Raw genomic sequence first — 23700 nt, forward strand, 5'->3', positions numbered from 1 at the left:
GTGCGGAAGGCCCTACACGTTCAGCACGGGCACGTCGATCCAGCGGCGCTCTTTCCAGCTCGCCAGCGCGGCTTCGACCAGTTGCACGCCCTTGGCGCCTTCGGGCAGCGTCCAGGTGTAGGGCGCGTCCTCGACCACGTGGCGGATGAAGTGTTCCCACTGGATCTTGAAGCCGTTGTCGTAGACCTGGCTGTCGGGGATGAGCTGCCATTGGTCCATGAAATCCATGCTCTGCTTGACGTCGGGATTCCAGACCGGGCGGGGCGTGGCCACGCGGGACTGGGCCCGGCACTCGCTGAGTCCGGCCACCGCCGAACCGTCGGTGCCGTCGACATGGAAGGTGACCAGGTCGTCGCGGCGCACGCGGGTGGCCCACGACATGTTGAGCTGGGCGATCACGGGCTCGCCCTGGTGGCCGGTGAGTTCGCAGGTCGCATAGGCCGCATCGTCGGCGGTGGCGGGGTAGGGCTGGCCTTTCTCGTCCCACCGGCGCGGGATGTGGGTCGCGCCCAGGCACGACACGGACTTGACTTCACCGAAGAGGTTGTCGAGCACATAACGCCAGTGGCACATCATGTCGAGGATCATGCCGCCGCCGTCTTCCTGCCGGTAGTTCCAGCTCGGACGCTGGATGGGCTGCAGGTCGCCTTCGAACACCCAGTAGCCGAACTCCAGCCGCACGCTGAGCATGCGGCCGAAAAAGCCCGCGCGGCGCAGCATGTCGAGCTTGCGCAGGCCGGGCAGGAACAGCTTGTCCTGCACCGCGCCGTGCTTGAGGCCGGACTCCTGCGCCATGCGGGCGATCTCGACGGCTTCGTTGAGGTTGGTGGCGATCGGTTTTTCGCAATACACGTGTTTGCCTGCGCGGATGGCCTTGGCCAGCAGCGTGGGACGCATCTGCGTGGTGCCTGCATCGAAGAACACCGTGTCCTCCGGATTGGCCAGCGCAGCGTCCAGGTCGGTGCCCCAGCGGGCAATGCCATGGGCCTTGGCCAGGGCCTCCATCTTCTCGGCATTGCGGCCGATCAGGATCGGGTCGGGCATCACGGTGTCGCCGTTCGAGAGCGTGACGCCGCCCTGGGCCCGGATCGCGACGATCGAGCGGATCAGATGCTGGTTCATGCCCATGCGGCCCGTGACGCCGTGCATGATGAGTCCGAGTCGTTGTGTTGCCATGTCTCCACCTTCCAGAGTTGAGGCGATGCCGGTGCATCTGCCTGTGGCCAGAACGGCCTTAATTAACTGATTGGTGAATAGTAGGTAAAAAAAAGGGGGCCGTCAACAGCCCCCTCCGTCGGGTTTTCCTCAGTCCTTGACGCAGTAGCCAAGGATCACGTCGACGATGTGCGAACTGCGCTGGGTCTGCATGCGCGGCGACATCAGGTCGCGTCCGAAGACATTCGAGAGCGTGTAGGCGTTGGATTGGTAGAAGTACGACAGCGAGGCGATGCTGATGTAGAGCTGCATGGGATCGATGCCGCCGCGCAGCACGCCCTGGACGCGCCCCCGCTCGAGCACATCGCCCAGGGTTTCGATGACGGCGACATTGACCTGCCGCACGCTGTCCGAGACGCTCAGATGTCGACCCCTGTGCAGGTTCTCGCTGTTGAGCAGGGTGATGAATTCTGGGTGCTCGATGTAATAGCGCCAGGTGAAATCGGTGAGCTTGCGCAGGGCGTCGATGGGCTCGAGCTCCTTGAGCCGCAGCCCTTGTTCGGCTTGCCGGATCTCGGTATAGACATGCTCGAGCACTGCGGTGAACAGGCTGTCCTTGTCCTTGAAGTAATAGTAGATCAGGCGTTTGTTGAGGCCGGCACGCTCGGCGATGCGGTCCACGCGGGCACCGGCCAGGCCGTGTTCGGAGAACTCGGTGGTGGCGGCGGTGAGAATGGCCTTCTGCGAACGCTCGGCGTCGCGCTGTTTGGCTTCCGGTAACGAGGAGGGAGCGGTGGCGGGCATGCGGTCCTTGGGTTGCTGCGCAGGCTGCGCCTGGAAAACCGCGCCTGACGACGGTCATGTTAGCGCGGACAGCGGTGCGCCGGCCCCGCCGGTCCAGGTTTTCGCCTGCAGGGGCTTATTTTAATTCACCAGATTGGTAATTGAGGAGCAGAAAAACCGGCCTCGCCCATGGTTCAGGTCCGCAGCACACGGTCGGCTGCCGCCACGGCAGCCGTGCGGGTCTCCACCCCGAGCTTTTCGAAGATGTGCTCGAGGTGCTTGTTGACGGTGCGGGGGCTCATGCCCAGGATGTCGCCGATGTCGCGATTGGTCTTGCCCTTGGCCAGCCACGACAGGACTTCGGTTTCGCGCGGGGTGAGTGCGATCTTGTGCAGGCGTTCGCCCAGGTTGGCCATGTCGAGCAGCACGGTCGATTCGGCATAACCGCTCATGCCGACATGGCGTGCCAGCAACTGGCGGCCATCGAGCAGTCCGGTGGTGTTTTGTCCGCACGTCACGGCCTGTGCCAGCCAGGCGAGGCAGGCCGGGGCCGCCACCGACTCGAAGGCTTCGGCCAGCCAGCGCGTGGCCTGCGGCGAGCGCCAGGCGATGCGGCCCACGTTGTCGAGCACGACGGCCCCCATGCCGGCGATATCCACGGCCACCCGCGCCAGCCTTGCCGCGCGGGCGTTGCGCACATGGGTGGCCAGGCGTGCCATGACCTCGGGAATGCGCAGCGGCTTGACGACGTAGTCGACGCCGCCGCACGAAAAGCCCTCGACGATCTGCTCGGTTTCAGCCAGCCCGGTCATGAAGAGCACCGGCACGTGCGACCACGCGGGCGTGGCCTTGATGCGCCGGCAGAGCTCGAAGCCGCTGGCCCCCGGCATGACCGCATCGAGCAGGATGCCGTCGGGCACGGTGACGTCGAGTCGCTGCACGGCCTCTTCGGCGTCGCGGGCGACCAGTACCGCATAGCCCTCGCCGACCAGGGCGTCGCAAAGCATGTGCAGTGTGTCGATGGCATCGTCGACGACCAGGATGACGTGCTGCGTACCGGGTTGCGAGGGCGGGCGAGGCGCAGGTACCGCATTGGATGCCGCGACGGCAGCGGCTTCAATCGATGGATTCATGGTCGGGGTTCCTGAGTAGCGCGGCGAGCGCCTGGAAATCGAAGCGGTCGCAGCAGGCGCGCAGGATGGACAGTGCCTGACCGTGCTGCGGCAATGCATGGCTGGCGTCGCGCAGATGCTGCTTGAGTTGCGCGGCGTTGCCCTGGCGCGCAAAACGCAGCAGATCCTCGCGCAGGGCAGACGGCAGGTGGGTGACCAGCAGTGCCTGGGATGCCGTGTCCATGGCACGCAAGGGCGGGGCCGGCGTGTAGGTGCTTGCAGCATGGGGGCCGACGGCATCCGCCGGATCGGCTTCCGTGGCATAGGTCCATGTCAGGCCGAGCGCACGCTGCAGGCTGCCGTGCAGCTCGGATTCGATCACCGGCTTGCCCACGAAACCCTGGCAATCCAGTGCATTGACTTTTTCAGGCAGGTTGTCGAAGAGATTGGCCGACACAAAAACGATGGGCAGCTCGCGTGCCCCGTGACGGCCGCGCAAGCGTGCTGCCGTTTCCCAGCCGTCCATCTCGTCGAGCGACAGATCCAGCAGGATCAGGTCGGGACGCTGTGCCGCCACCACTTCCAGGCATTCGCTGCCGCTGGCGGCTTCGCGCACTTCGAAGCCCAGAGGCGTGAGCAGGCCGGCCAGCAACTGCCGGTGCAGAGGCTGATCGTCGACCACCAACAGGGAGCGGCGCGGCGGGCGGTAACCGACGACGGGCCGCAACGCCGCCGCCTGCGCCACGGGCAGGTGCAATCCGGTCTCGGCCAGGCCCGGAATGTACAGTCGCACGATGAACGTGCTGCCTTGGCCCAGCGCACTGTGCACGCTCAGCTGGCCGCCCATGAGCTCGGTGAGCAGGTGGGTGATGGTCAGGCCCAGGCCTGTGCCGGCCTCGCTGCTGCGCCGTCCCGCGCTGCCGCGTTCGAAAGGCAGGAAGATGCGTTCGATGTCCTGCGGTGCGATGCCGATGCCGGTGTCGCTGACCTCGATACGCGCCACGTGCTGGCGGAAGTCGAGCTTGAGCCGCACCTCGCCGCGGTCCGTGAAGCGCACCGCATTGCCCAGCAGGTTGAGCAGGATCTGGCGCAGCCGTTTGCCGTCGGCACGTATCCAGGCCGGTGCCTGTCCCTCGATGAGCAGCGAAAAATCCAGGCCTTTGGCCTGCGCCTGCGGACGCACCATGCGGGTGATCTCCTCGAGCAGGGCGGTCAGCGGCAGCGGCGCAGGGTCGAGCCTCAGGCGGCCGGCCTCGATGCGTGCGAGTTCGAGCGAGCCGTCGATCAGGGCGTGCATGTGCTGGCCGCTGTGCTGCATGATGGCCAGGCTCTCGCGCAACGGGCCCTCGACGCGCCCGTCCTTGAGCAGTATCTGTGCAAAGCCCAGGATGGTGTTGAGCGGAGTACGGAGTTCGTGGGTCATGCCGGCCACATAACGGGTCTTGGCATGGCTGGCCGATTCGGCCTGTTCCTTGGCGGCCTGCAGTGCAGCGTCGGTGCGGCGGTGGGCGTCGATCTCCTGCCGCAGCAAGGCCGTCTGGCGTTCGGATTCCTCGTGCGCCAGCCGCCGACTGTCGGTGGCCAGCACCACCCACCAGGCGCAGACCGCCGCCAGCAGCGACAGCAGCGTGAAGACCTTGAGGAAAGGAATGAGCAGCGCCCCCACGTCGGCGCTCAGGCTTTCCTGCAGGTAGATCACCGCCAGGAAAAAAGCCATCGAGCCGCACAGCGTGAGCAGCACCAGCGTGTACTGGGCCAGCCTGAAGTTGAAGCGCACCGCCCAGCGACCGGGCAGCAGGGCGGTGACCACGGCACGGATCTGTTCGGAGGCACGCGACTGCGTCTTGCAGCGGTCGTGGCAGCGCGATTCCAGCGAGCAGCACAGCGAGCAGATCGGCGCCCCGTAGGCGGGGCACGATGCCATGTCGGGCAGCTCGAACTGATTGGTGCAGACGCTGCAGCGCAGCGTGTCGTCCTGCGAAGCCGGCGTGTCGACCGGACGTGCCAGGTAGTAGCGGCCGCGCGTGATCCAGGCCAGCAGCGGCGCCAGCAGAAACGACAGCACCAGGGCCAGGAAGGGCGAGAACGCGGCGGCATAGCTGCCCAGCAGCCCGGCATGTGCGGCGCAGGCGACGGTCGCTGCCGGCAGCATGGCACCCAGGCCCACGGGGTTGAAGTCGTAGAGATAGGCGCGCCGGAACTCGATGTGGCGCGGGCTCAGGCCCAGCGGCTTGTTGACGACCAGGTCGGCCACCAGCGCGCCGATCCAGGCGATGGCGACATTGCTGTAGACCGCCAGCACCACCTCGAGTGCACCGAACACCCCCAGCAGCATCAGCAGGGTGGCGATGCCCACGTTGAACACCAGCCACACCACGCGCCCGGGATGGCTGCGTGCCACGCGTGCAAAGAAGTTGGACCAGGCCAGCGAACCGGCGTAGGCATTGGTGACGTTGATCTTGATTTGAGAGATCACCACAAAGAGCACGGTCAGCGCGGCCGCCAGTCCGGGAATGCCCAGCGTGCGGGTGACCTCGGCGAAGCCGGCCAGAAACATCTGCGTGGGCTCGGTGGCGCGGTGCGTGCCGATCTGGAACTGCAGTGCGGCAAACGCCAGGAAGGCGCCCCCTGCCATCTTCAGCACGCCCATGACGATCCAGCCCGGACCCGCGACCAGCACGGCGGCCCACCAGCGCCAGTGGTTGCGTGCCGTGCGTTCAGGCAGAAAGCGCAGGAAATCCACCTGTTCGCCGATCTGGACCACCAGCGAAAAGATCACGGCCGTCGCGGCGCCGAACATGAGCGGATCGAAGCCGCTGCTGCCCGAGCGCAGGCCCGACAGCGTGGTGAAGTCGCGGTACAACTGAGGCTGGGTGACCGCGATCCAGACAAAAGGCAGCGCCAGCAGGAACAGCCACAGCGGCTGCGTCCAGGCCTGCAGGCGCGAGATCAGCGTGATGCCGCGCATGGCCAGCGGCAGGATGACGAGCGAACACAGCACATAGCAGACCCACAGCGGCCAGTCGACCACGAGCTGCAGGGCCAGCGCCATGATGGCCGCCTCGAGCGCAAAAAAGATGAAGGTGAAGACGGCGTAGATGAGCGACGTGATGGTCGATCCCATGTAGCCGAAGCCGGCGCCGCGCGTGAGCAGGTCCATGTCCAGCCCGTAGCGCGCGGCGTAGATCGCGATCGGCAGACTGGCCAGGAAGATGACGAGTCCCGCCACCAGAAATGCCCACATCGCGTTGGTGAAGCCATAGTTCAGCGCGATGGCGCCGCCGATGGCCTCGAGGGCCAGGAAAGACAGCGAGCCGAACGCCGTATTGGCCACACGGAACTCGCTCCACTTGCGAAACGAGCGTGCGGTGTAGCGCAGCGCGTAGTCCTCCAGCGTCTCGTCGGCGACCCAGGCGTTGTAGTCGCGGCGAAACCGGAAGATCTTTTGCGGCGGTGCCTGGGGAGGAGGGAGGTCGGCGTCGTGCATCGCCTGTCATTGGAGCAAAAAGCAGGCCTGCCGGGGACGGCATGTATCGGAAGCGGCCTACGTTATTTGACGTATGGGACGACTTGCGGGTTCTCCCTAATCTTGCACCTCATCCAGCGCCGCCTTGCTGGCACCCGCCGCCAACATCCCTTCCTTTCCAGGAGTTTCTATGTCGCAGACCCATGACGCCCCGTTCCAGCTTCCGCACGACGCGAACCGCCGCCGACTGCTCCAGGCCATGGGCGCCGCCTCGCTGGCCGGACTGCCGGCCTGGTCGCAGGCCCAGCCGACGTCGGCCGTCAACACCACCAAGCTGGCGGTCACCGACAGCGAAGTCGTGGTCGGCCAGCTGCATTCGTCGACCGGCACCATGGCGATCTCGGAAACCGGCTCCATCCAGGCCGAGCAACTGGCGATCGACCAGATCAATGCCATGGGCGGCGTGCTGGGCCGCAAGATCCGCGTGATCAAGGAAGACGGCGCGTCCGACTGGCCCACATTCGCCGAAAAAGCCAAGAAGCTGCTCATCAGCGACCACTGCGCCGCCGTCTTCGGCTGCTGGACCTCGGCTTCGCGCAAGGCGGTGCTGCCGGTCTTCGAGAAAGAGAACGGCCTGCTCTACTACCCCACCTTCTACGAAGGCCTGGAGCAGTCCAAGAACGTCATCTACACCGGCCAGGAAGCCACGCAGCAGATCCTCTACAGCCTCGACTGGGCGCAGAAGGAAAAGAAAGCCAAGTCCTTTTTCCTGATCGGTTCGGACTACATCTGGCCGCGCACCTCGATGAAGATCGCGCGCAAGCACATCGAAGCCTTCCAGAAGGGCAAGGTGGTGGGCGAGGAGTACTACCCGCTGGGCAGTACCAACTTCGGCTCGCTGATGAACAAGATCAAGCTGCAGAAGCCCGATTGCCTGTTCGTGGCCGTGGTGGGCGGCTCCAACGTGGCGTTCTACAAGGCGCTCAAGGCCGCCGGCATCACGGGCGACAAACAACTGCTGGTCACCCTCTCGGTGACCGAAGACGAGATGACGGGCGTGGGCGGCGAGAACTTCAACGGCTTCTACTCTTCCATGAAGTACTTCCAGAGCCTCGACAACGAGAACAACAAGAAGTTCGTGGAGGCCTTCAAGGCCAAATATGGTCCGAACGCCGTGATCGGCGACGTCACGCAGGCCGGCTATCTGGGCCCCTGGCTGTGGAAGGCCGCCGTCGAGAAAGCCGGCAGCTTCGATGTCGCCAAGGTCACCGCGGCCTCGCCCGGCATCGAGCTCAAGACCGCACCCGAGGGTTATGTGCGGGTGGATGCCAACCATCACCTCTGGAGCAAATCGCGCATCGCGCAGGGACTGCCCGACGGCACCTTCAAGGTGGTGTCCGAGTCGCCCGAGCTCATCAAGCCCGATCCCTTCCCCAAGGGCTACCAGTAAGACGCAGGGCGGCGGCACCGAGCGCCGCCGCCACCGTCTTTCACGCCACAGCCCGGCCCGACGACGCGCCGGGCCCGTCCTTCCCGTGTGCCCCCGAGGTGCGACATGACCGTTTCCGATCTCTTCAACATCGGCCTGATGCAGGGCTTCGCCGGCCTGAGCCTGTTTGCCGTGCTGCTGCTCATGGGCCTGGGCCTGGCGATCATCTTCGGCCAGATGGGCGTGATCAACATGGCGCATGGCGAGTTCATGACGATCGGCGCCTACACCGTCTACCTCGGCTCGACACTGGCCGCCAGTCTCTCGCCGGGGCTCGTGGATGTCTATTTTCCGGTGGCGATCGTGGCCGCCTTTCTGTTTGCCTTCGCGGCCGGCTGGCTGGTGGAGTGGGCGCTGATCCGCCACCTCTACAAGCGCCCGCTCGACACGCTGCTGGCGACCTGGGGCGTGAGCCTGGCCATCCAGCAGGCCTTCCGCAGCTTCATCGGTCCCAAGGAAGTCAGTCCCACCCTGCCGGATTGGCTGATGGGCTCGTGGGCGCCTTCGGAAGGGCTGGACATCCCGATCAACGGCATGTTCGTGCTCGCGCTGACGGCGCTGGTGACCGCCGGCGTGCTCGTCGCCCTGCACAGGAGCCGCTGGGGCCTGCGGGTGCGCGCCACGGTCAGCAACCGGATGATGGCCAATGCCATCGGCATCGACACGCGCCGCACCGATCGCTTGACCTTTGCCATCGGCTGCGGCATTGCCGGCGTGGCCGGCGCCGCTTTCACCACCATCGGCTCGACCGGACCGACCTCCGGATCGCTCTACATCGTCGATGCTTTCCTGGTGGTCACGTTCGGCGGCGCGGCCAGCCTGCTGGGCACGGTGGTCTCGGCCTTCGGCATCGCGCAGACGCAGTCCATCACCGAGTTCTTCCTGGCCGGTTCGATGGCCAAGGTGATCACGCTGTCCCTCATCGTCCTGATCCTGATGGTGCGCCCCCAGGGCCTGTTCGCCAGCAAGGTGCGCCGCTGAGCGCCGGCTGCCTGTCGTGTCCCCTTTGCCCCTTTCCCCGCAGGAGTCCTCCATGACGTCGCCCCGCCTTTCCTGGATCCAGCGCTACCAGCCGGCCAGCCTGCTGCTGCTCGCCGTGCTGCTGGCGGTGGTGCTGCCGCTGAGCCTGGACATCTTCCGCCTCAATCTCGTGGGCAAATACCTCAGCTACGCCTTCGTGGCCGTCGGACTGGTGATGGTGTGGGGCTACGGCGGCGTGCTCAGCCTGGGCCAGGGCGTTTTCTTCGGACTGGGCGGCTACGCCATGGCGATGTTTCTCAAGCTCGAAGCCTCCGATCCCGAGAGCACCCGCATCCAGTCCACGCCGGGCATTCCCGACTTCATGGACTGGAACCAGATCACCGAGCTGCCCGCCTTCTGGCTGCCGTTCAAGAGCCTGCCGTTCACGCTGGCCGCCGTGATCGTCGTGCCGACGCTGCTGGCATGGGTGATCAGCTACGCGATGTTCAAGCGGCGTGTGGGCGGCGTGTACTTCGCCATCATCACGCAGGCGGTCGCGCTGATCGTGACCGTGCTCATCATCGGGCAGCAGGGTTATACCGGCGGCGTCAACGGCATGACCGACCTCAAGACGCTGCTGGGCTGGGACACCCGCACCGACAGCGCCAAGTACATCCTGTACTACACCTGCGTGGCGCTGCTGATGCTGTCCATCGTGCTGTGCCGCTGGGTCCAGACCGGCAAGTTCGGCACGCTGCTGCTGGCCATGCGCGACAAGGAGGACCGGGTTCGCTTTTCCGGCTACGACGTGGCGAACTTCAAGGTCTTCACCTTCTGCCTGGCCGCGGCGCTGTCGGGCGTCGGCGGGGCGCTGTTCACGCTCCAGGTGGGTTTCATGTCGCCGAGTTTCGTGGGCATCGTGCCCTCGATCGAGATGGTGATCTATGCGGCCGTGGGCGGGCGCATGAGCCTCGTCGGCGCGGTCTACGGCACCTTGCTGGTCAATGCGGGCAAGACCTTCTTCTCCGAGAGTTTCCCCGACCTGTGGCTGTTCCTGATGGCGGCGCTCTTCATCGGCGTCACGATGGCTTTCCCGATGGGCCTGGCCGGCCTGTGGCAGGACCGCATCGCCCCGCTGCTGCGCCGCCGTGGCGTGCCTGTTGCCCCACCCTCGGGCGAGCCGCTGGATCTGCCGCCACCGCCCGCTGCCGAACCGGCGGCCGCCGAGCGTGCGCCCGCATCCCCGCCGCTGTCGCCTGCCGTGGGCAGCCAGGGCGTCTGAGACCTCTTCCACACAAGGCCCATCCATGAGCAACACCGATTTTGCGCTGGCGGTCGAAGACCTGTCGGTCGCCTTCGACGGTTTCAAGGCCATCGACAGCCTCAACCTCTATGTCGACCGCAACGAGCTGCGCGTCATCATCGGTCCGAACGGCGCCGGCAAGACCACGCTGCTGGACCTGATCTGCGGCAAGACACGGGCGAGCGGTGGCAGCATCAAGTTCAAGAACATCGAGCTCACCGCCATGGCCGAGCACAAGCGGGTGCGGCTGGGCATCGGCCGCAAGTTCCAGACGCCGTCCATCTACGAGAACCTGTCGGTGTTCCGCAACCTCGAGGTCTCCTACCCCGAAGGCCGTTCGGTGTTCGGTGCGCTGGCCTTCCGTTGCACCGAAGCCGTGCAGAACCGGGTGCGCGAAGTGGCCGCGGACATCGGCCTCGGCGACCGGCTCGAGAGCGAGGCGGGCCTGCTCAGTCACGGCCAGAAGCAGTGGCTGGAGATCGGCATGCTGCTCATGCAGGAGCCCGAACTGCTGATGCTCGACGAACCCATCGCCGGCATGAGCCCGCGCGAACGCGAGCTCACCGCCGATCTCCTGCAACGCATCTGCAGGAACCGCGCCGTCATCGTGATCGAGCACGACATGGCTTTCGTCAAGCGCATCGCGCACAAGGTGACGGTGATGCATCAGGGAAAGATCCTGGCCGAAGGTCCGATGGACCAGGTCCAGGCCGATCCCCGCGTGATCGATGTCTACCTCGGCCATTGAGCCCTTACGCAAAGGACCCCGCGCCATGCTTCAAGTCACCGATCTTCACGTCGCCTACGGCCAGAGCGAGGCCCTGCACGGCATCACGCTGCATGGGCACGCCAACGAGACCGTGGCCATCATGGGCCGCAACGGCATGGGCAAGACCACGCTGTTCAAGGCCCTGATGGGCATCCTGCCGGTCCGCAGCGGACGCATCGAGGTCGCAGGGCAGGACGTGTCGCACGACGAGAGTTTCCGCCGCGTCGCCAAGGGCATCGCCTACGTGCCGCAGGGCCGCATGGTCTTCCCCACGCTGACGGTCGAGGAGAACATCCAGACCGGCCTCGAGAATGCCCGCGAAAAGGTCGTGCCCGACGAGATCTACGCGCTGTTCCCGGTGCTGTGGGACATGCGGGGGCGCCGCGGCGGCAATCTCTCGGGCGGCCAGCAGCAGCAGCTCGCCATTGCGCGCGCGCTGGTGACCGACCCCAAGGTGCTGCTGCTCGACGAGCCGACCGAGGGCATCCAGCCTTCCATCATCAAGGACATCGCACGCGCGCTCAACGAGATCCGCAAGCTGCGCGGGATCACCATCGTCGTGTCCGAGCAGGTCCTGTCCTTCGCCATGGATGTGGCCGACCGGCTGCTGGTCATCGAAGGCGGGCGCCTGGTGCACGAGACCCGGCGCAGCGAGACCAACGAGCAGCTCATCAAGTCCTATCTGTCCGTCTGAGCGTCCGGACACCATCCTGCCCCGTCCCCAAGGAGAGCCCACATGATCCACGGCGATATCTCGAGCAGTGCCGACACCGTCGGTGTCGCGGTCGTGAACTACAAGATGCCCCGCCTGCACAGCCGTGCCGAAGTGCTGGCCAACGCCAGGCGCATCGCGGACATGCTGGTCGGCCTGAAGAAAGGCCTGCCGGGCATGGACCTGGCGATCTTTCCCGAGTACAGCACCCACGGCATCATGTACGACACGCAGGAGATGTACGACACGGCCACCACGGTACCCGGTGCCGAGACCGAGGTCTTTGCCCAGGCCTGCCGATTAGCCAAGGTGTGGGGCGTCTTTTCGCTTACGGGCGAGCGTCACGAGGCCCATCCCGACAAGGCGCCCTACAACACGCTCATCCTGATGAACGACCAGGGCGAGATCGTGCAGAAGTACCGCAAGATCATGCCCTGGACACCCATCGAGGGCTGGTATCCGGGCGACCGCACCTACGTGTCCGACGGGCCGAAGGGACTGAAGATCAGCCTGATCGTCTGCGACGACGGCAACTATCCCGAGATCTGGCGCGACTGCGCCATGAAGGGCGCCGAACTCATCGTTCGCTGCCAGGGCTACATGTACCCGGCCAAAGAGCAGCAGATCCTCATCAGCAAGGCCATGGCCTTCGCCAACAACACCTACGTGGCGGTGGCCAACGCGGCCGGCTTCGACGGCGTCTACAGCTATTTCGGGCACAGCGCGCTCATCGGTTTCGATGGCCGCACGCTGGGTGAATGCGGCGAGGAAGAGAACGGCGTGCAGTACGCCGCGCTCTCCAAGAGCCTGATCCGCGATTTCCGGCGCAACGGCCAGTCCGAGAACCATCTCTTCAAGCTGCTGCACCGCGGCTACACGGGCGTGCTGAATTCGCACGACGGCGACCAGGGCCTGGCCGACTGTCCCTACGACTTCTACCGCCGTTGGGTGAACGATCCGCAAGGCACCCGTGCAGAGGTCGAAGCCCTGACGCGGCCCTGCATCGGTACGCCCGAGTGCCCGATCGAGGGCATCCCCCACACGCCCGCGGCCTGAACGGCGCGCGATCCCTTTTCCATCCGTTTGTCTAACTTTGGAGCCTTCCATGGCAGATACCCTGATCAAGGTCGACCTCAAGCAATCCCCCTACGAGAACGCGCAGGTCCACAACCGCTGGCATCCCGACATTCCCATGGCCGTCTGGGTCGAGCCCGGCGACGAGTTCAAGCTCGAGACCTATGACTGGACGGGCGGCGCCATCCAGAACAACGACAGCGCCGAAGACGTGCGCGACGTGGACCTGTCGACGGTGCATTTCCTGTCCGGTCCGGTGGGCGTGCGCGGAGCCGAGCCCGGCGACCTGCTGGTCGTGGATCTGCTCGACATCGGGGCCCGCGACGACAGCCTGTGGGGCTTCAACGGCTTTTTCTCGAAGAAGAACGGGGGCGGTTTCCTCACCGAGCACTACCCGCTGGCACAGAAGTCGATCTGGGACTTCCATGGCATGTTCACCAGCAGCCGTCACATCCCCGGCGTGAACTTCGCCGGCCTGATCCACCCCGGGCTCATCGGCTGTCTGCCCGACGCCAAGATGCTCGAGGCCTGGAACACCCGCGAAGCCGAGCTCATCGCCACCGATCCGCAGCGTGTACCCGGCCTGGCGAACCCGCCCCATGCGGCCACGGCCCACATGGGGCAACTGCAGGGCGAACTGCGCGAGCGCGCCGCCGCCGAAGGGGCACGCACCGTGCCGCCGCGCGAACATGGCGGCAACTGCGACATCAAGGATCTCTCGCGCGGTTCCCGGGTCTATTTTCCGGTCTACGTGAACGGCGCCGGCCTGTCGGTGGGCGATCTGCACTTCAGCCAGGGCGACGGCGAGATCACCTTCTGCGGCGCGATCGAGATGGCGGGCTGGGTCCACATGAAGGTCCAGCTCATCAAGGGCGGCATGACCAAGTACGGCATCAAGAACCCCATCTTCAAGCCCAGCCCCATCGTGCCCAACTACAAGGATTACCTGATTTTCGAAGGCATATCCGTGGACGAGTCCGGCAAGCAGCATTACCTCGACGTGACGGTGGCCTACCGCCAGGCCTGCCTCAATGCCATCGAGTACCTCAAGAAGTTCGGCTACAGCGGTGCGCAGGCCTATTCCATCCTGGGCACCGCGCCCGTCCAGGGCCACATCAGCGGTGTGGTCGATGTGCCGAATGCATGCGCCACGCTGTGGCTGCCGACCGAGATCTTCGATTTCGACATCAACCCCAATGCGGCGGGGCCGGTCAAGATGCTCGACGGCAGCATCGACATGCCGGTCGCCCCCGACAAGTGATCGCCTGACAGCATCGGAGCCCCATATGCCCACTTACGAATACGACTGCCCCCGGTGCGGGGGCTTCGATGCCCGGCGCAGCGTGGCCCTGCGCAACGAGGCTGCCGAGTGCCCGGGCTGCCAGGCACCGTCGCCCCGCGTGATGGTGTCCGCGCCGCACCTGGCCAGCGTGCCCGGCAGCGTGCGCCGGGCGCACGAGGTCAACGAGACCGCGCGCCATGCGCCGCGCCACAGCCGCGATCTGGCCGAGGGGCGCTACAGCGGATACAAGCATCCTTCGGGCTGCGGATGCTGCAGCGGCGGCGGCAAACGGACGGCCACCGTGACGGCTCCCGACGGTGCCAAGGCCTTTCCCGGCAAGCGCCCCTGGATGATCAGCCATTAGCCTCGTTGGGCCCATTCGGCCCGGGGGCGTGCCGGCTCCGGCTGCAAGGCGGGCGGGCGGCGTTTACACTGCGGTGATTGTTTTCAGCCCAGGCGAGGGCTCGTTGCCCCGCCTTTCAGCCGACCGACCATGACCATCACCAAAGACACCGCCGTCACCATCCGCTATCAGCTCACCGACGAGCAAGGCCGCACCCTCGAGTCCAGCCAGACGCCCATCGCCTATCTGCATGGCGGATACGACAACATCTTCCCGAAAGTCGAAGCCGCTCTCGAAGGCCAGGACGCCGGCTTCAAGACCACGGTGAACCTGTCGGTCGACGAAGCCTTCGGTCCGCGCGACGAATCGCTGGTTCGCACCATCCCCAAGAGCGAGTTCCCCCCCGGCGTGAAGGTCGGTGGCCAACTGCGGGGCCACACCGACGACGGCCAGGAACACGTCTTCAACGTGCTCAAGATCAAGGGCCAGGACGTGATGCTGGACGGCAACCATCCGCTGGCCGGCAAGGCCTTGAAGATGGCGCTCACGGTGGTCTCGGTGCGCCCGGCCAAGGCCGAGGAAATCGCCCACCGCCACGTGCACGGCGAACACGGCCATCACCATTGACACGTGCCCCGAAGAGCCCGTGTTGCGCTCGGGCATTGAACAGGAAACCGGCTGCCGTTAAAGTGGCTTCCAGGAACCTGTTGACAGGGGAGTGAACGAGGCCAGCCATGTCCCAGACCAGCGGCGATTACGCCGAATACCAGATCGAGATCCCACCGTCCTTCGTGGCGCTCTACAGCGACGCGCAACAACGCCTGCTGGTGCCCCTGGCCCAGTTGCGCTTGCGCTACGAGGTCTGCGAAGACCTGGCCCAGCATCTGGCCGGTCCGGCGCAGTCGATGCTCGATGCCGTACCCGACTCGTCGCCCTCCACCGGCATCGACATTCTTCGGCGCATTCTGAAGGGGCTGCTTTCGGGGGAATCCGGCATCGACAGCAAGGAAGCCTGCTGGGTGGTGCACCGCCTGGCCGAGGTGCTGGATTGGCCCACGCTGCACGAAGACGAGATCCGCAGCTGTTCCCAGGACGAGTGAGCTGCGGCGCGGACCCCGTCAAAGATGGCGGATGAGGCTGGCGCGCAGCGACTCCAGCCGGCCCGTGATCGCCTGCAGTTCCTCGAGCGAGCAGTCGGCCGCGCAGAACACGCCTTCGGGCACCGCCCGGGCCCGGGCCTGCAGCGCCTGGCCTTCCGGCGTGAGGCGGATGAGCACCTGACGTTCGTCCTGGGTGCTGCGGGTCCGGGTCACCAGGCCCGAGGCCTGCAGCCGCTTGAGCAGCGGCGTGAGCGTTGCCGAATCCAGGTAGAGCCGGTCGCCCAGCTCCGAAACCGTCAGACCGTCGCCTTCCCACAGCACCAGCATGACCAGATACTGGGGATACGTGAGATGGAGTCCGTCGAGCAACTGGCGGTAGAGCTTGTTCATGGCCAGATTGGCCGAATAGAGCGCAAAACACAGCTGTCCGTCGAGACCGCTCGGCCCGCCATGGACCGGCGGCTCGGCGGGCGTGGCGGGCTTGGCGGCATGGGGGCCTGAATCGGGCGGGGCGTTGGATGGGGTGGCCATGACTGGATTGTAGGCCGGGCCATCGATCGGCTTGCAGGCGACCGAATGGGGCGGCAGGTTGTGCGGCTCCTTGCGGCCGGGCATGAAAAAACGCGCCCGGGGGCGCGTTTCGAGGTGCGGTGCACAAGCCGCGCCATCCGAGCGCGGCCTGGGCGGATGCAAGCGTGGCTTACTTGGCAGCGACCACGCGGGCCAGTTCCAGAACCTTGTTGGAATAGCCCCATTCGTTGTCGTACCAGGACACGACCTTGACGAAGGTCTTGTCGAGGGCGATGCCGGCGTCGGCGTCGAAGATGGAGGTGCGGGTGTCGCCACGGAAGTCGGTGGCCACGACCTTGTCTTCGGTGTAGCCCAGGATGCCTTTGAGCGCGCCTTCGGACTGGGCCTTCATTTCGGCCTTGATCTCTTCGTAGCTGGCTTCCGTGTTGAGTTCGACGGTGAGGTCGACCACGGACACGTCGGACGTCGGCACGCGGAAGGCCATGCCCGTGAGCTTCTTGTTGAGCTCGGGAATCACCACGCCCACGGCCTTGGCGGCGCCCGTGCTGCTGGGGATGATGTTCTCGAGGATGCCGCGGCCGCCGCGCCAGTCCTTGTTGGACGGGCCGTCCACGGTCTTCTGCGTGGCGGTGGCTGCGTGCACCGTCGTCATCAGGCCGCGCTTGATGCCCCACTTGTCGTTCAGCACCTTGGCGATGGGGGCCAGGCAGTTGGTGGTGCACGATGCGTTGGACACGATGTCCTGGCCGGCGTAGGTGGCGTGGTTGACGCCGTAGACGAACATCGGGGTGTCGTCCTTGCTGGGGGCCGAGATCACGACCTTCTTGGCGCCTGCGGCCAGATGCTTGCCGGCCGAGGCCTTGTCCAGGAACAGGCCGGTGGATTCCACCACCACTTCGGCGCCGACTTCGTCCCACTTCAGGTTGGAGGGGTCGCGCTCTTGCGTCAGGCGGATCTTTTTGCCGTTGACGATGAGGGTGTTGCCATCGACGCTGACTTCGCCTTCGAAACGGCCATGGACGCTGTCGTACTGCAGCATGTAGGCCAGGTAGTCGGGCTCCAGCAGGTCGTTGATGCCAACGATTTCGATGTCGTCACCGAAATTCTGCACTGCCGAACGCAGCACGTTGCGGCCGATGCGGCCGAAGCCGTTGATACCGATCTTGATAGCCATGAGGTTTGCTCCTGTGATGTTGAAAAACGGGTTGCGGCCCTGTTGGTCAAAACGCCGTCCAGCGTGAGCTGCGACGGCGTCTGGTCAAGGGCGGTCAGCGGTTGGCAAGTACCTTGCGCACGGTGTCCGCGACATTTTCGGGGGTGAATCCGAAGTATTTGAAAAGGTCACCGGCCGGGGCCGATTCACCGTAGCGATCGAGGCCCACCACGGCCGAGACGCCGTACTTCCACCAGCCGTCGGTGGAGCCCATCTCGACCGCGACACGCGGCAGGCCCTGGGGCAGGACGTCGTTCTTGTAGGCGACGGTCTGGCGGTCGAACACCGTGGTGCTGGGGACCGAGACCACACGCACGGCGATCTTGAATTCCTTGGCCAGCAGTTCCTGGGCCTTGAGCGCCAGCGGCACTTCGCTGCCGGTCGCCAGGATCACGGCCTGGGCCTTCTTGCGGATACCCAGGTCGGCGGGTTCCGAAAGCACATAGGCGCCGCGGCTGATGTCGCCGACATCGCGCTTGGGCGCGTAGCTGATGCCCTGGCGCGACAGCAGCAGGGCGCTGGGACGGTTCTTGTTCTCGAGCGCCACGGCCCAGGCCACGGCGGTTTCGGCCGTGTCGCCCGGACGCCAGACGTCGAGGTTGGGGATCAGGCGCAGGCTGGCGGCATGCTCGACCGACTGGTGGGTCGGGCCGTCTTCGCCCAGGCCGATGGAGTCGTGCGTGAAGACGTGGATGACACGCTGCTTCATCAGTGCGGCCATGCGGATGGCGTTGCGGCTGTAGTCGCTGAAGGTCAGGAAGGTGCCGCCGTAGGGGATGTAGCCGCCGTGCAGGGCAATGCCGTTCATGATGGCGGCCATGCCGAACTCGCGCACGCCGTAGTTGATATGGCGGCCGATCTGGCCATGCGTGGCGGGCGCGGCATTGGCGTCGCTGGCGGGCTTGGCTTCGTCCTCGGCGCCGCCGGCAGCGGCCTTGGGCGCTTCGAGCACCACGGCACCGGTCACATCGTCGAAGCGCAGGGCCGGCGTGGACTTGGTGTTGGTCAGGTTGGAGCCGGTCAGGTCGGCCGAGCCGCCCAGCAGTTCGGGCAGCGCGGCGGTGAAGGCCTCGAGCGCGAGCTGGCTGGCCTTGCGGCTGGCGACGGTTTCAGCCTTGGTGTGGGCGGCGACGATGGTGTCGACGGCGACTTGCGCAAAACCCTTGGGCAGCTCGCCGGCCATGCGGCGCAGGAACTCCCCGGCCAGTTCGGGGTAGGCGGTCTTGTAGGCGTCGAAACGCGCATTCCACTCGGCTTCGCGTTCGGCGCCCTGGGCCTTGGCATCCCAGTCGGCATAGGCTTCGGCGGGGATCTCGAACGGGCCGTAAGTCCAGCCCAGCGCAGCGCGGGTGAGTTCGATCTCGGCGGCGCCCAGCGGTTCGCCGTGGGCCTTGGCCGTGTCCTGGCGGTTGGGGCTGCCCTTGCCGATGTGGGTCTTGCAGACGATCAGCGTGGGCTTGACCGCTTCGGCCTTGGCCTTGGCGATGGCGGCGTCGACGGCGTCGACATCGTGGCCGTCGATCGGGCCGATGACCTGCCAGCCGTAGGCCTTGAAGCGTTCGGGCGTGTTGTCGATGAACCAGGGGGCGACCTTGCCGTCGATGGAGATGCCGTTGTCGTCGTAGAGCGCGACCAGCTTGCCCAGCTTCCAGGCACCGGCCAGGGCTGCGGCTTCATGGCTGATGCCTTCCATCAGGCAGCCGTCGCCCAGGAAGGTGTAGGTGTGGTGGTCGACGATGGCATGGCCTTCGCGATTGAACTCGGCAGCCAGCAGCTTTTCGGCCAGCGCGAAGCCCACCGCATTGGTGATGCCCTGGCCCAGCGGGCCGGTGGTGGTTTCCACGCCCGGCGTATAGCCGACTTCGGGGTGGCCCGGGGTCTTGCTGTGCAGTTGGCGGAAGTTCTTGAGCTCGTCGATCGGCAGGTCATAGCCGCTGAGGTGCAGCAGCGAGTAGATCAGCATCGAGCCGTGGCCGTTGGAGAGGATGAAACGGTCGCGGTCGGCCCAGTGCGGATTGACGGGGTTGTGGCGCAGATGGCGGCCCCAGAGGGCGACCGCCATGTCGGCCATGCCCATGGGGGCGCCGGGGTGACCGGAGTTGGCTTGTTGAACGGCGTCCATTGCCAGCGCGCGAATCGCGTTGGCCATCAATGCGGTGTTTGCCATGTGGGCGGGGCTCCGGGAAATGAGGGCTAGGAAGGCACGAAATCCTTCGATTCTACTGCGCGAGCCCTGTCCCCATCGGCGCCGGGGCCAGGTCGGGCGGCTTGGCGATAATGCGCAGTCCCGAGCGTTTTGGAGTTTCCTGTTTTGGATAGCGCAATCCCCCCCTACGCAGGCCAGGCCATGCTGCTGGCCGCCGGCCGCGGCGAACGCATGCGGCCGCTGACCGACCAGACCCCCAAGCCGCTGCTGGCCGTGCAGGGGCAGCCCTTGCTGGGCTGGAGCCTGGCGCAGATGGCTGCGGGCGGTATCCGCCGCGTGGTGATCAACACCGCCTGGCTCGGCGAGCAGATCGAGGCGCGCTTCGGGGCCGAAACCCCGACGGCGCATGGGCCGCTCACCGTCCGCTATTCCCACGAACAGCCGCCGGGTGCGGGCTTTTCCGCACTCGAGACGGCAGGCGGCATCAGCCGGGCCTTGCCCTGGCTGGACGCGGTGTTCTGGGTGGCCGCAGGCGATGTCTTTGTCCCGGATTTTGTGTTCGATGCCCAGGCCTTGGCGCGCTTTGCCGACAGCGAGCACCTGGCCCATGTCTGGCTGGTGCCCAACCCGCCGCACAACCCGCGGGGCGATTTCGGCCTCACCGCGCAGGGCCTGGCCACCAGCCGGCCCGCCGAGGGCGAGACGGGCTACACCTTCAGCACCATCGGCCTCTATCGCCGCGAGCTGTTCGACGAACCCTGGTTCGAACTGGCACCCGGCAATCCGGACGGCGCCAAGGCCGCGCTGGCCCCCTTGCTGCGGCTGGCCATGGATGCCGGCCGCGTCAGCGCGCAGCTTTACAGCGGCCGCTGGACGGACGTCGGCACGCCCGAGCGCCTGGCCGAACTCAACCGATGAGCACCGGCAGGCCGCATCGATCGGCCCGAGTCGGCAAGGGTCAATCAAAGTCGGCCAAAGTCGGTAAAGATCAGTACGGATCGAGGGCCGCCTGCAGCGTTCGGGCGGATCCGTCCGCGCACCGCTGCCGCGAAACAGCAGCCTTCAGCCGCCCAGCGCAGCGGGCAGCGCGCCATGCAGCAGCGGCCACACCCAACGCGTGAGCGGTTCGCCCCAGGGTGAGGCCAGTGCCACGAACGCCGCCGTGTTCAGCAGCATCGTGAGCCAGAAGGCCACCTGGAACGAGGCCTTGGCCGATTTGTGCCGCAGGTAGTGCTGCGCCAGCAGACCGCCGGGCCAGCCGCCCGCCAGGCCGAGCATCAACAAGGTCTTTTCGGGGGTGCGCCAGGCACCGCGGCGCGCGGCCCGCTTGTCGTGGGCATAGGCCAGGAAACACAGGGCGCTGGCGGCCAGGTACAGCAGCAGCACCGCACGCGGCACCGGCCACATCAGCGTGACCGCCAGATACAGGCCCATGAACAAGGGGATGACGGTCAGGCCCGGCAGCCCGCCGGCTGGACGGGGTCCCACACCGGGACCTCGGCGCTGCCGGGCACGCTGGCCGGTTCTGACCGGTTGCGCCGGTGCGGCCCGTGCCCCGGCCCGGGATGCCGGATTCCGAGAGCCAGCCACCGCCACCCGCGCAGCGCGGGGCTTTCCGCGAACACCGCTGGCCATCTCGTACGACACCGCCTGGCCCGCCGACGGCCGTTCGCCGCCGATCGTGTCCATGTCCTGGATATGCACAAACACATCCGTGCCGCCTTGTGCAGGCCGGATGAAACCGAAACCCCTGTCGTCGTTCCAGGAGATGAGTTTGCCGTGGTGGCGCAAGGGTGGGCGCATCGATTCGCAGAGTGGACGTGGACGTTCGCCGGCAGCGCGAGCAGGGCCGGCCGCGGTGGGGATTGGGTTTCCAAGTGTCAGAGATTCTCAACCATTGGCAGCGGTCGGCAGGCGAGGTCGCTCGTCCCGCCAGATTGGACGATCTCATCGGCCGGATGGCTCTTCAGTCATCTTCGCCATGAGATCCCCCAACGCTCTCCGGCCGACCGACAGCGGGCTTGTGTTGCCGTGTCTGTCGGTCGTTTGTTTGTCGGAGATCGGGCTTCATGTTCAAGAAGACGTCGCGTGTCTGCTGGTTGGCGTTGATGGCCAGTCTGTTTCTCGGTGCCTGCCTGGGCGATGGTGGCAACCACGGTGCGGCGAGCACGGCAGAGGTTGCGACGGAGAATGGAAATCCCGAGCCTGAACTCACCGCACGGGAGCTGCCGCCGGCCAGTCCACTCAAACCCTACACATTGCTCGACGAGGTGGAGGTCGAGTATGCCGATGTGGCGAGGCGAGACCTTTCGGATCTGGGTTTCCCGTCCGACCTGTCCGGCGACGCCGTGTCGGTGGTCGAGGGCACCGCACGCGATCTGCGTCTCTGGGACGGCGGCATCCGATTCATCACGCCCGGCGATCCGGGCTACGACACACGCGTCACGCTGCGGGTGGATCTGGCCGATCGAACGGTGGACATGCCGGTGCGGATCAGGTCATTGCGGCCAACGACTATCAGCCATGAGTCAGAGGTGGACGAATTCGGCAATTTCCCGCACCCCTCACCCCCTCTTCGTGTGAAGGGCCTTGGTTCCGGTAATGCCCTGCTGGGCGGCGAGTTGTCATTTTCGATCGAAGGCTCGCCGCCGCTGGATCCGAGGGCATCCGGTGCCACGGCCTATGACCAAGACGACAAGAGGCTATACGACCTGGCGGACCTGTGGTCTTACGACCCGATGGCCAACGCCTTGACTCTATCTGCAGAGTCGGTCGAGACATTGGTCGCCAGGCTGCCCTCCGCCGAGTTCATTTTTTCCATCGGTATGTCCGGCGAGGATGCCGATTTCAATCATGTGTACACCCTTCTGGCTCACAAACCGGTGGCGTCGGTCAGTGGTCAGGTCGTCGATGGCCAAGGCCGCGTACAAACCCAATTGCTGGGGCGGGAAGTCGCCCTTCGCGGCCTGGGAAACAATGGCACCCGACGGGTCGCCACCATTGATGCGAGAGGCGAATTTTCGTTTCCCCATGTCATTCAAGGCATGTATTTTGTGGTGTTGCTCGATCCTTTTTTACCGGATGCCTGGATGACGACGCTGTCTGTGCGGCCGGGTTCTCGACATGAAGAGGTGTCCTTGGTCCTGCAGCCAGTTGGCAATATTTATCCTGCGCCGGTGAATGCTGACCGCCTCAAGCCGTTATCGGTATCGAATGCCGAGGCCGGTGAGGGGTCGGTCGCGCCAAGCTGCAGTTCGCCGGATAAAGATGGAGTCATTTTCAGGGTGGCTGCAGGCGCTGAAGAACAAGATATCCCCTGTGAGGTGGCATTCGTACTTCCAAAAGGGACCCAGCGAGCTGGCGTCAGAGTGAGTGTGACCACTGCTGAATTTCCGGAATATACAACTGTTAAAAGTACGTTTAACGATACGTGGTCCTATAAACTGACCGGATTGCTAAAAGAAATTTCAAATTCCGGGCGTGTGAATGTTACTCATGCACATCCAGGTACAGTCAGAAAAACCTACTGCATCGATGTTTCCGGGCTGACGCGATCCGCTGACTCGAAGGTCTCTGGCTTGCTGAATGCGCGCAATGTCGGAGATGGAATGCTGCCCACAGCAGTGATCTTACGTATCGCACCTCAGTGCGACGACATGCTGCGAGTCACCGTTGCCAACATGAAATCGCCCAACGTCAAGGGTTTTCATACCAATCGTCCTCTCAATTCCCAAAAAAAGGGTGGCCCGTACCTCAGCGTGCCGCTCATGTGTGCCGTGACCGATTGGGGTATGCCGGTTGATATGAAGTTCGAACCGGCTGACACGCAGTTGAAAAAAGCCCGGATCGGCTTATTACGCGGCGACATCCTTCACATGAGTGATGTCGATGTGCTCGACAAAGGGTACTTGGTGGGCAAAGGTCACTTTCGTTTTAAGGATTTGATAATTCCAGTTTTTGGCATCGAGCGGTTCAATGGGACCGCTCAGCTGGTCATGGAGCTGACGGGTGAACGAGAAGGAAAAAAGTTGACGTCGATACCGGAAGATGACGAGCCGGTGATTTTCAACGGGGGAGCCTCGAACTTTATACCGCTGTTCTTGGCAGGGGATTATCTGGACGTTTTTCGCCGCTACGGAAGCCACTCCGGGGCTGCCAATAGGGGGGGGACTCGTGGGCTACCGATTCAACCATTCAGTGGCTGACAGCCAACGCTTTTCGCTTTGACGATATTTCCTCGCTGCATATCGCTCAATTGTCTA

General features: G+C 65.2%; 20 protein-coding genes. 12 read left to right on the forward strand and 8 right to left on the reverse strand.

Features of this window, described 5'->3' with window-relative positions; genetic code table 11:
* Window positions 1-12: 12 nt before the first annotated feature.
* The 4 genes from EC845_RS09000 to EC845_RS09015 all read right to left on the reverse strand — a co-directional run bounded on the left by EC845_RS09000 (window position 13) and on the right by EC845_RS09015 (window position 6537).
* Window positions 13-1176: a Gfo/Idh/MocA family protein gene (locus EC845_RS09000; RefSeq protein ID WP_123297294.1), complete on the reverse strand. Its 1164-nt coding sequence runs from the start codon at window positions 1174-1176 to the stop codon at window positions 13-15.
* A gap of 129 nt (window positions 1177-1305) precedes the next feature.
* The gene (locus tag EC845_RS09005) at window positions 1306-1959 is read right to left on the reverse strand and encodes a TetR/AcrR family transcriptional regulator (RefSeq protein ID WP_123297298.1); all 654 of its coding nucleotides are present in this window, start codon (window positions 1957-1959) and stop codon (window positions 1306-1308) included.
* Window positions 1960-2132: 173 nt separating this feature from the next.
* Window positions 2133-3071, reverse strand: coding sequence for a response regulator (locus tag EC845_RS09010; RefSeq protein ID WP_123297301.1), 939 nt, complete (start codon window positions 3069-3071; stop codon window positions 2133-2135).
* A complete protein-coding gene (locus tag EC845_RS09015; protein ID WP_123297304.1) occupies window positions 3055-6537 on the reverse strand; it encodes an ATP-binding protein in 3483 nt (1160 codons plus the stop codon). Before EC845_RS09015 ends, EC845_RS09010 begins: the two co-directional genes overlap by 17 nt.
* 169 nt (window positions 6538-6706) lie before the next feature.
* On the opposite strand from EC845_RS09015, the gene urtA reads away from it, so the two are divergent.
* The 10 genes from urtA (at window position 6707) to EC845_RS09065 (ending at window position 15548) form a co-directional block, all read left to right on the forward strand.
* Window positions 6707-7966: an urea ABC transporter substrate-binding protein gene (gene urtA / locus EC845_RS09020; RefSeq protein WP_123297307.1), complete on the forward strand. Its 1260-nt coding sequence runs from the start codon at window positions 6707-6709 to the stop codon at window positions 7964-7966.
* A 105-nt stretch (window positions 7967-8071) separates the two neighbouring features.
* The gene (gene urtB / locus EC845_RS09025; protein ID WP_123297310.1) at window positions 8072-8986 is read left to right on the forward strand and encodes an urea ABC transporter permease subunit UrtB; all 915 of its coding nucleotides are present in this window, start codon (window positions 8072-8074) and stop codon (window positions 8984-8986) included.
* A gap of 52 nt (window positions 8987-9038) precedes the next feature.
* The gene (gene urtC, locus EC845_RS09030) at window positions 9039-10247 is read left to right on the forward strand and encodes an urea ABC transporter permease subunit UrtC (protein WP_123297313.1); all 1209 of its coding nucleotides are present in this window, start codon (window positions 9039-9041) and stop codon (window positions 10245-10247) included.
* 25 nt (window positions 10248-10272) lie between these two features.
* Entirely contained in the window at window positions 10273-11016 is a 744-nt protein-coding gene (urtD, locus tag EC845_RS09035; protein ID WP_123297316.1) for an urea ABC transporter ATP-binding protein UrtD, read from the forward strand.
* A gap of 25 nt (window positions 11017-11041) precedes the next feature.
* Complete coding sequence (gene urtE, locus EC845_RS09040) at window positions 11042-11731, forward strand: urea ABC transporter ATP-binding subunit UrtE (RefSeq protein ID WP_123297319.1); 690 nt, start codon at window positions 11042-11044, stop codon at window positions 11729-11731.
* 42 nt (window positions 11732-11773) lie between these two features.
* Window positions 11774-12805 carry an aliphatic amidase gene (locus EC845_RS09045; RefSeq protein ID WP_123297323.1) on the forward strand — a complete coding sequence of 344 codons (1032 nt, stop codon included), beginning with the start codon at window positions 11774-11776 and terminating at the stop codon, window positions 12803-12805.
* A 49-nt stretch (window positions 12806-12854) separates the two neighbouring features.
* Complete coding sequence (gene fmdA, locus EC845_RS09050) at window positions 12855-14084, forward strand: formamidase (RefSeq protein WP_123297327.1); 1230 nt, start codon at window positions 12855-12857, stop codon at window positions 14082-14084.
* 25 nt (window positions 14085-14109) lie between these two features.
* Window positions 14110-14469: a zinc ribbon domain-containing protein gene (locus EC845_RS09055; protein ID WP_123297330.1), complete on the forward strand. Its 360-nt coding sequence runs from the start codon at window positions 14110-14112 to the stop codon at window positions 14467-14469.
* Window positions 14470-14598: 129 nt separating this feature from the next.
* On the forward strand, window positions 14599-15075 hold the full coding sequence (locus EC845_RS09060) for a peptidylprolyl isomerase (RefSeq protein WP_123297333.1): 477 nt from the start codon (window positions 14599-14601) through the stop codon (window positions 15073-15075).
* A gap of 107 nt (window positions 15076-15182) precedes the next feature.
* Window positions 15183-15548 (forward strand): hypothetical protein, encoded by a 366-nt coding sequence (locus tag EC845_RS09065; RefSeq protein WP_123297336.1) that lies wholly within the window; start codon window positions 15183-15185, stop codon window positions 15546-15548.
* Between the two features lie 18 nt (window positions 15549-15566).
* Here EC845_RS09065 and EC845_RS09070 read toward each other — a convergent pair whose 3' ends face one another.
* The 3 genes from EC845_RS09070 to EC845_RS09080 all read right to left on the reverse strand — a co-directional run bounded on the left by EC845_RS09070 (window position 15567) and on the right by EC845_RS09080 (window position 19459).
* Complete coding sequence (locus EC845_RS09070; RefSeq protein ID WP_123298030.1) at window positions 15567-16079, reverse strand: MarR family winged helix-turn-helix transcriptional regulator; 513 nt, start codon at window positions 16077-16079, stop codon at window positions 15567-15569.
* Between the two features lie 169 nt (window positions 16080-16248).
* Window positions 16249-17253: a type I glyceraldehyde-3-phosphate dehydrogenase gene (gap, locus tag EC845_RS09075; protein WP_123297339.1), complete on the reverse strand. Its 1005-nt coding sequence runs from the start codon at window positions 17251-17253 to the stop codon at window positions 16249-16251.
* Window positions 17254-17347: 94 nt separating this feature from the next.
* Complete coding sequence (locus EC845_RS09080) at window positions 17348-19459, reverse strand: transketolase (RefSeq protein ID WP_123297342.1); 2112 nt, start codon at window positions 19457-19459, stop codon at window positions 17348-17350.
* Between the two features lie 180 nt (window positions 19460-19639).
* Between EC845_RS09080 and EC845_RS09085 the strand changes: the two genes are divergently transcribed.
* Window positions 19640-20356, forward strand: a complete 717-nt coding sequence (locus EC845_RS09085) for a nucleotidyltransferase family protein (RefSeq protein ID WP_123297345.1) — start codon at window positions 19640-19642, stop codon at window positions 20354-20356.
* Window positions 20357-20500: 144 nt separating this feature from the next.
* Here the strand turns inward: EC845_RS09085 and EC845_RS09090 are convergent, their stop codons facing one another.
* The gene (locus EC845_RS09090) at window positions 20501-21241 is read right to left on the reverse strand and encodes a cold shock and DUF1294 domain-containing protein (protein ID WP_233597991.1); all 741 of its coding nucleotides are present in this window, start codon (window positions 21239-21241) and stop codon (window positions 20501-20503) included.
* 266 nt (window positions 21242-21507) lie between these two features.
* On the opposite strand from EC845_RS09090, the gene EC845_RS09095 reads away from it, so the two are divergent.
* Window positions 21508-23643, forward strand: a complete 2136-nt coding sequence (locus EC845_RS09095; RefSeq protein WP_123297351.1) for a carboxypeptidase-like regulatory domain-containing protein — start codon at window positions 21508-21510, stop codon at window positions 23641-23643.
* Window positions 23644-23700: the final 57 nt, after the last annotated feature.

The organism is Comamonas sp. BIGb0124, assembly GCF_003752175.1.
Classification (GTDB): Bacteria; Pseudomonadota; Gammaproteobacteria; order Burkholderiales; family Burkholderiaceae_C; genus Comamonas_F.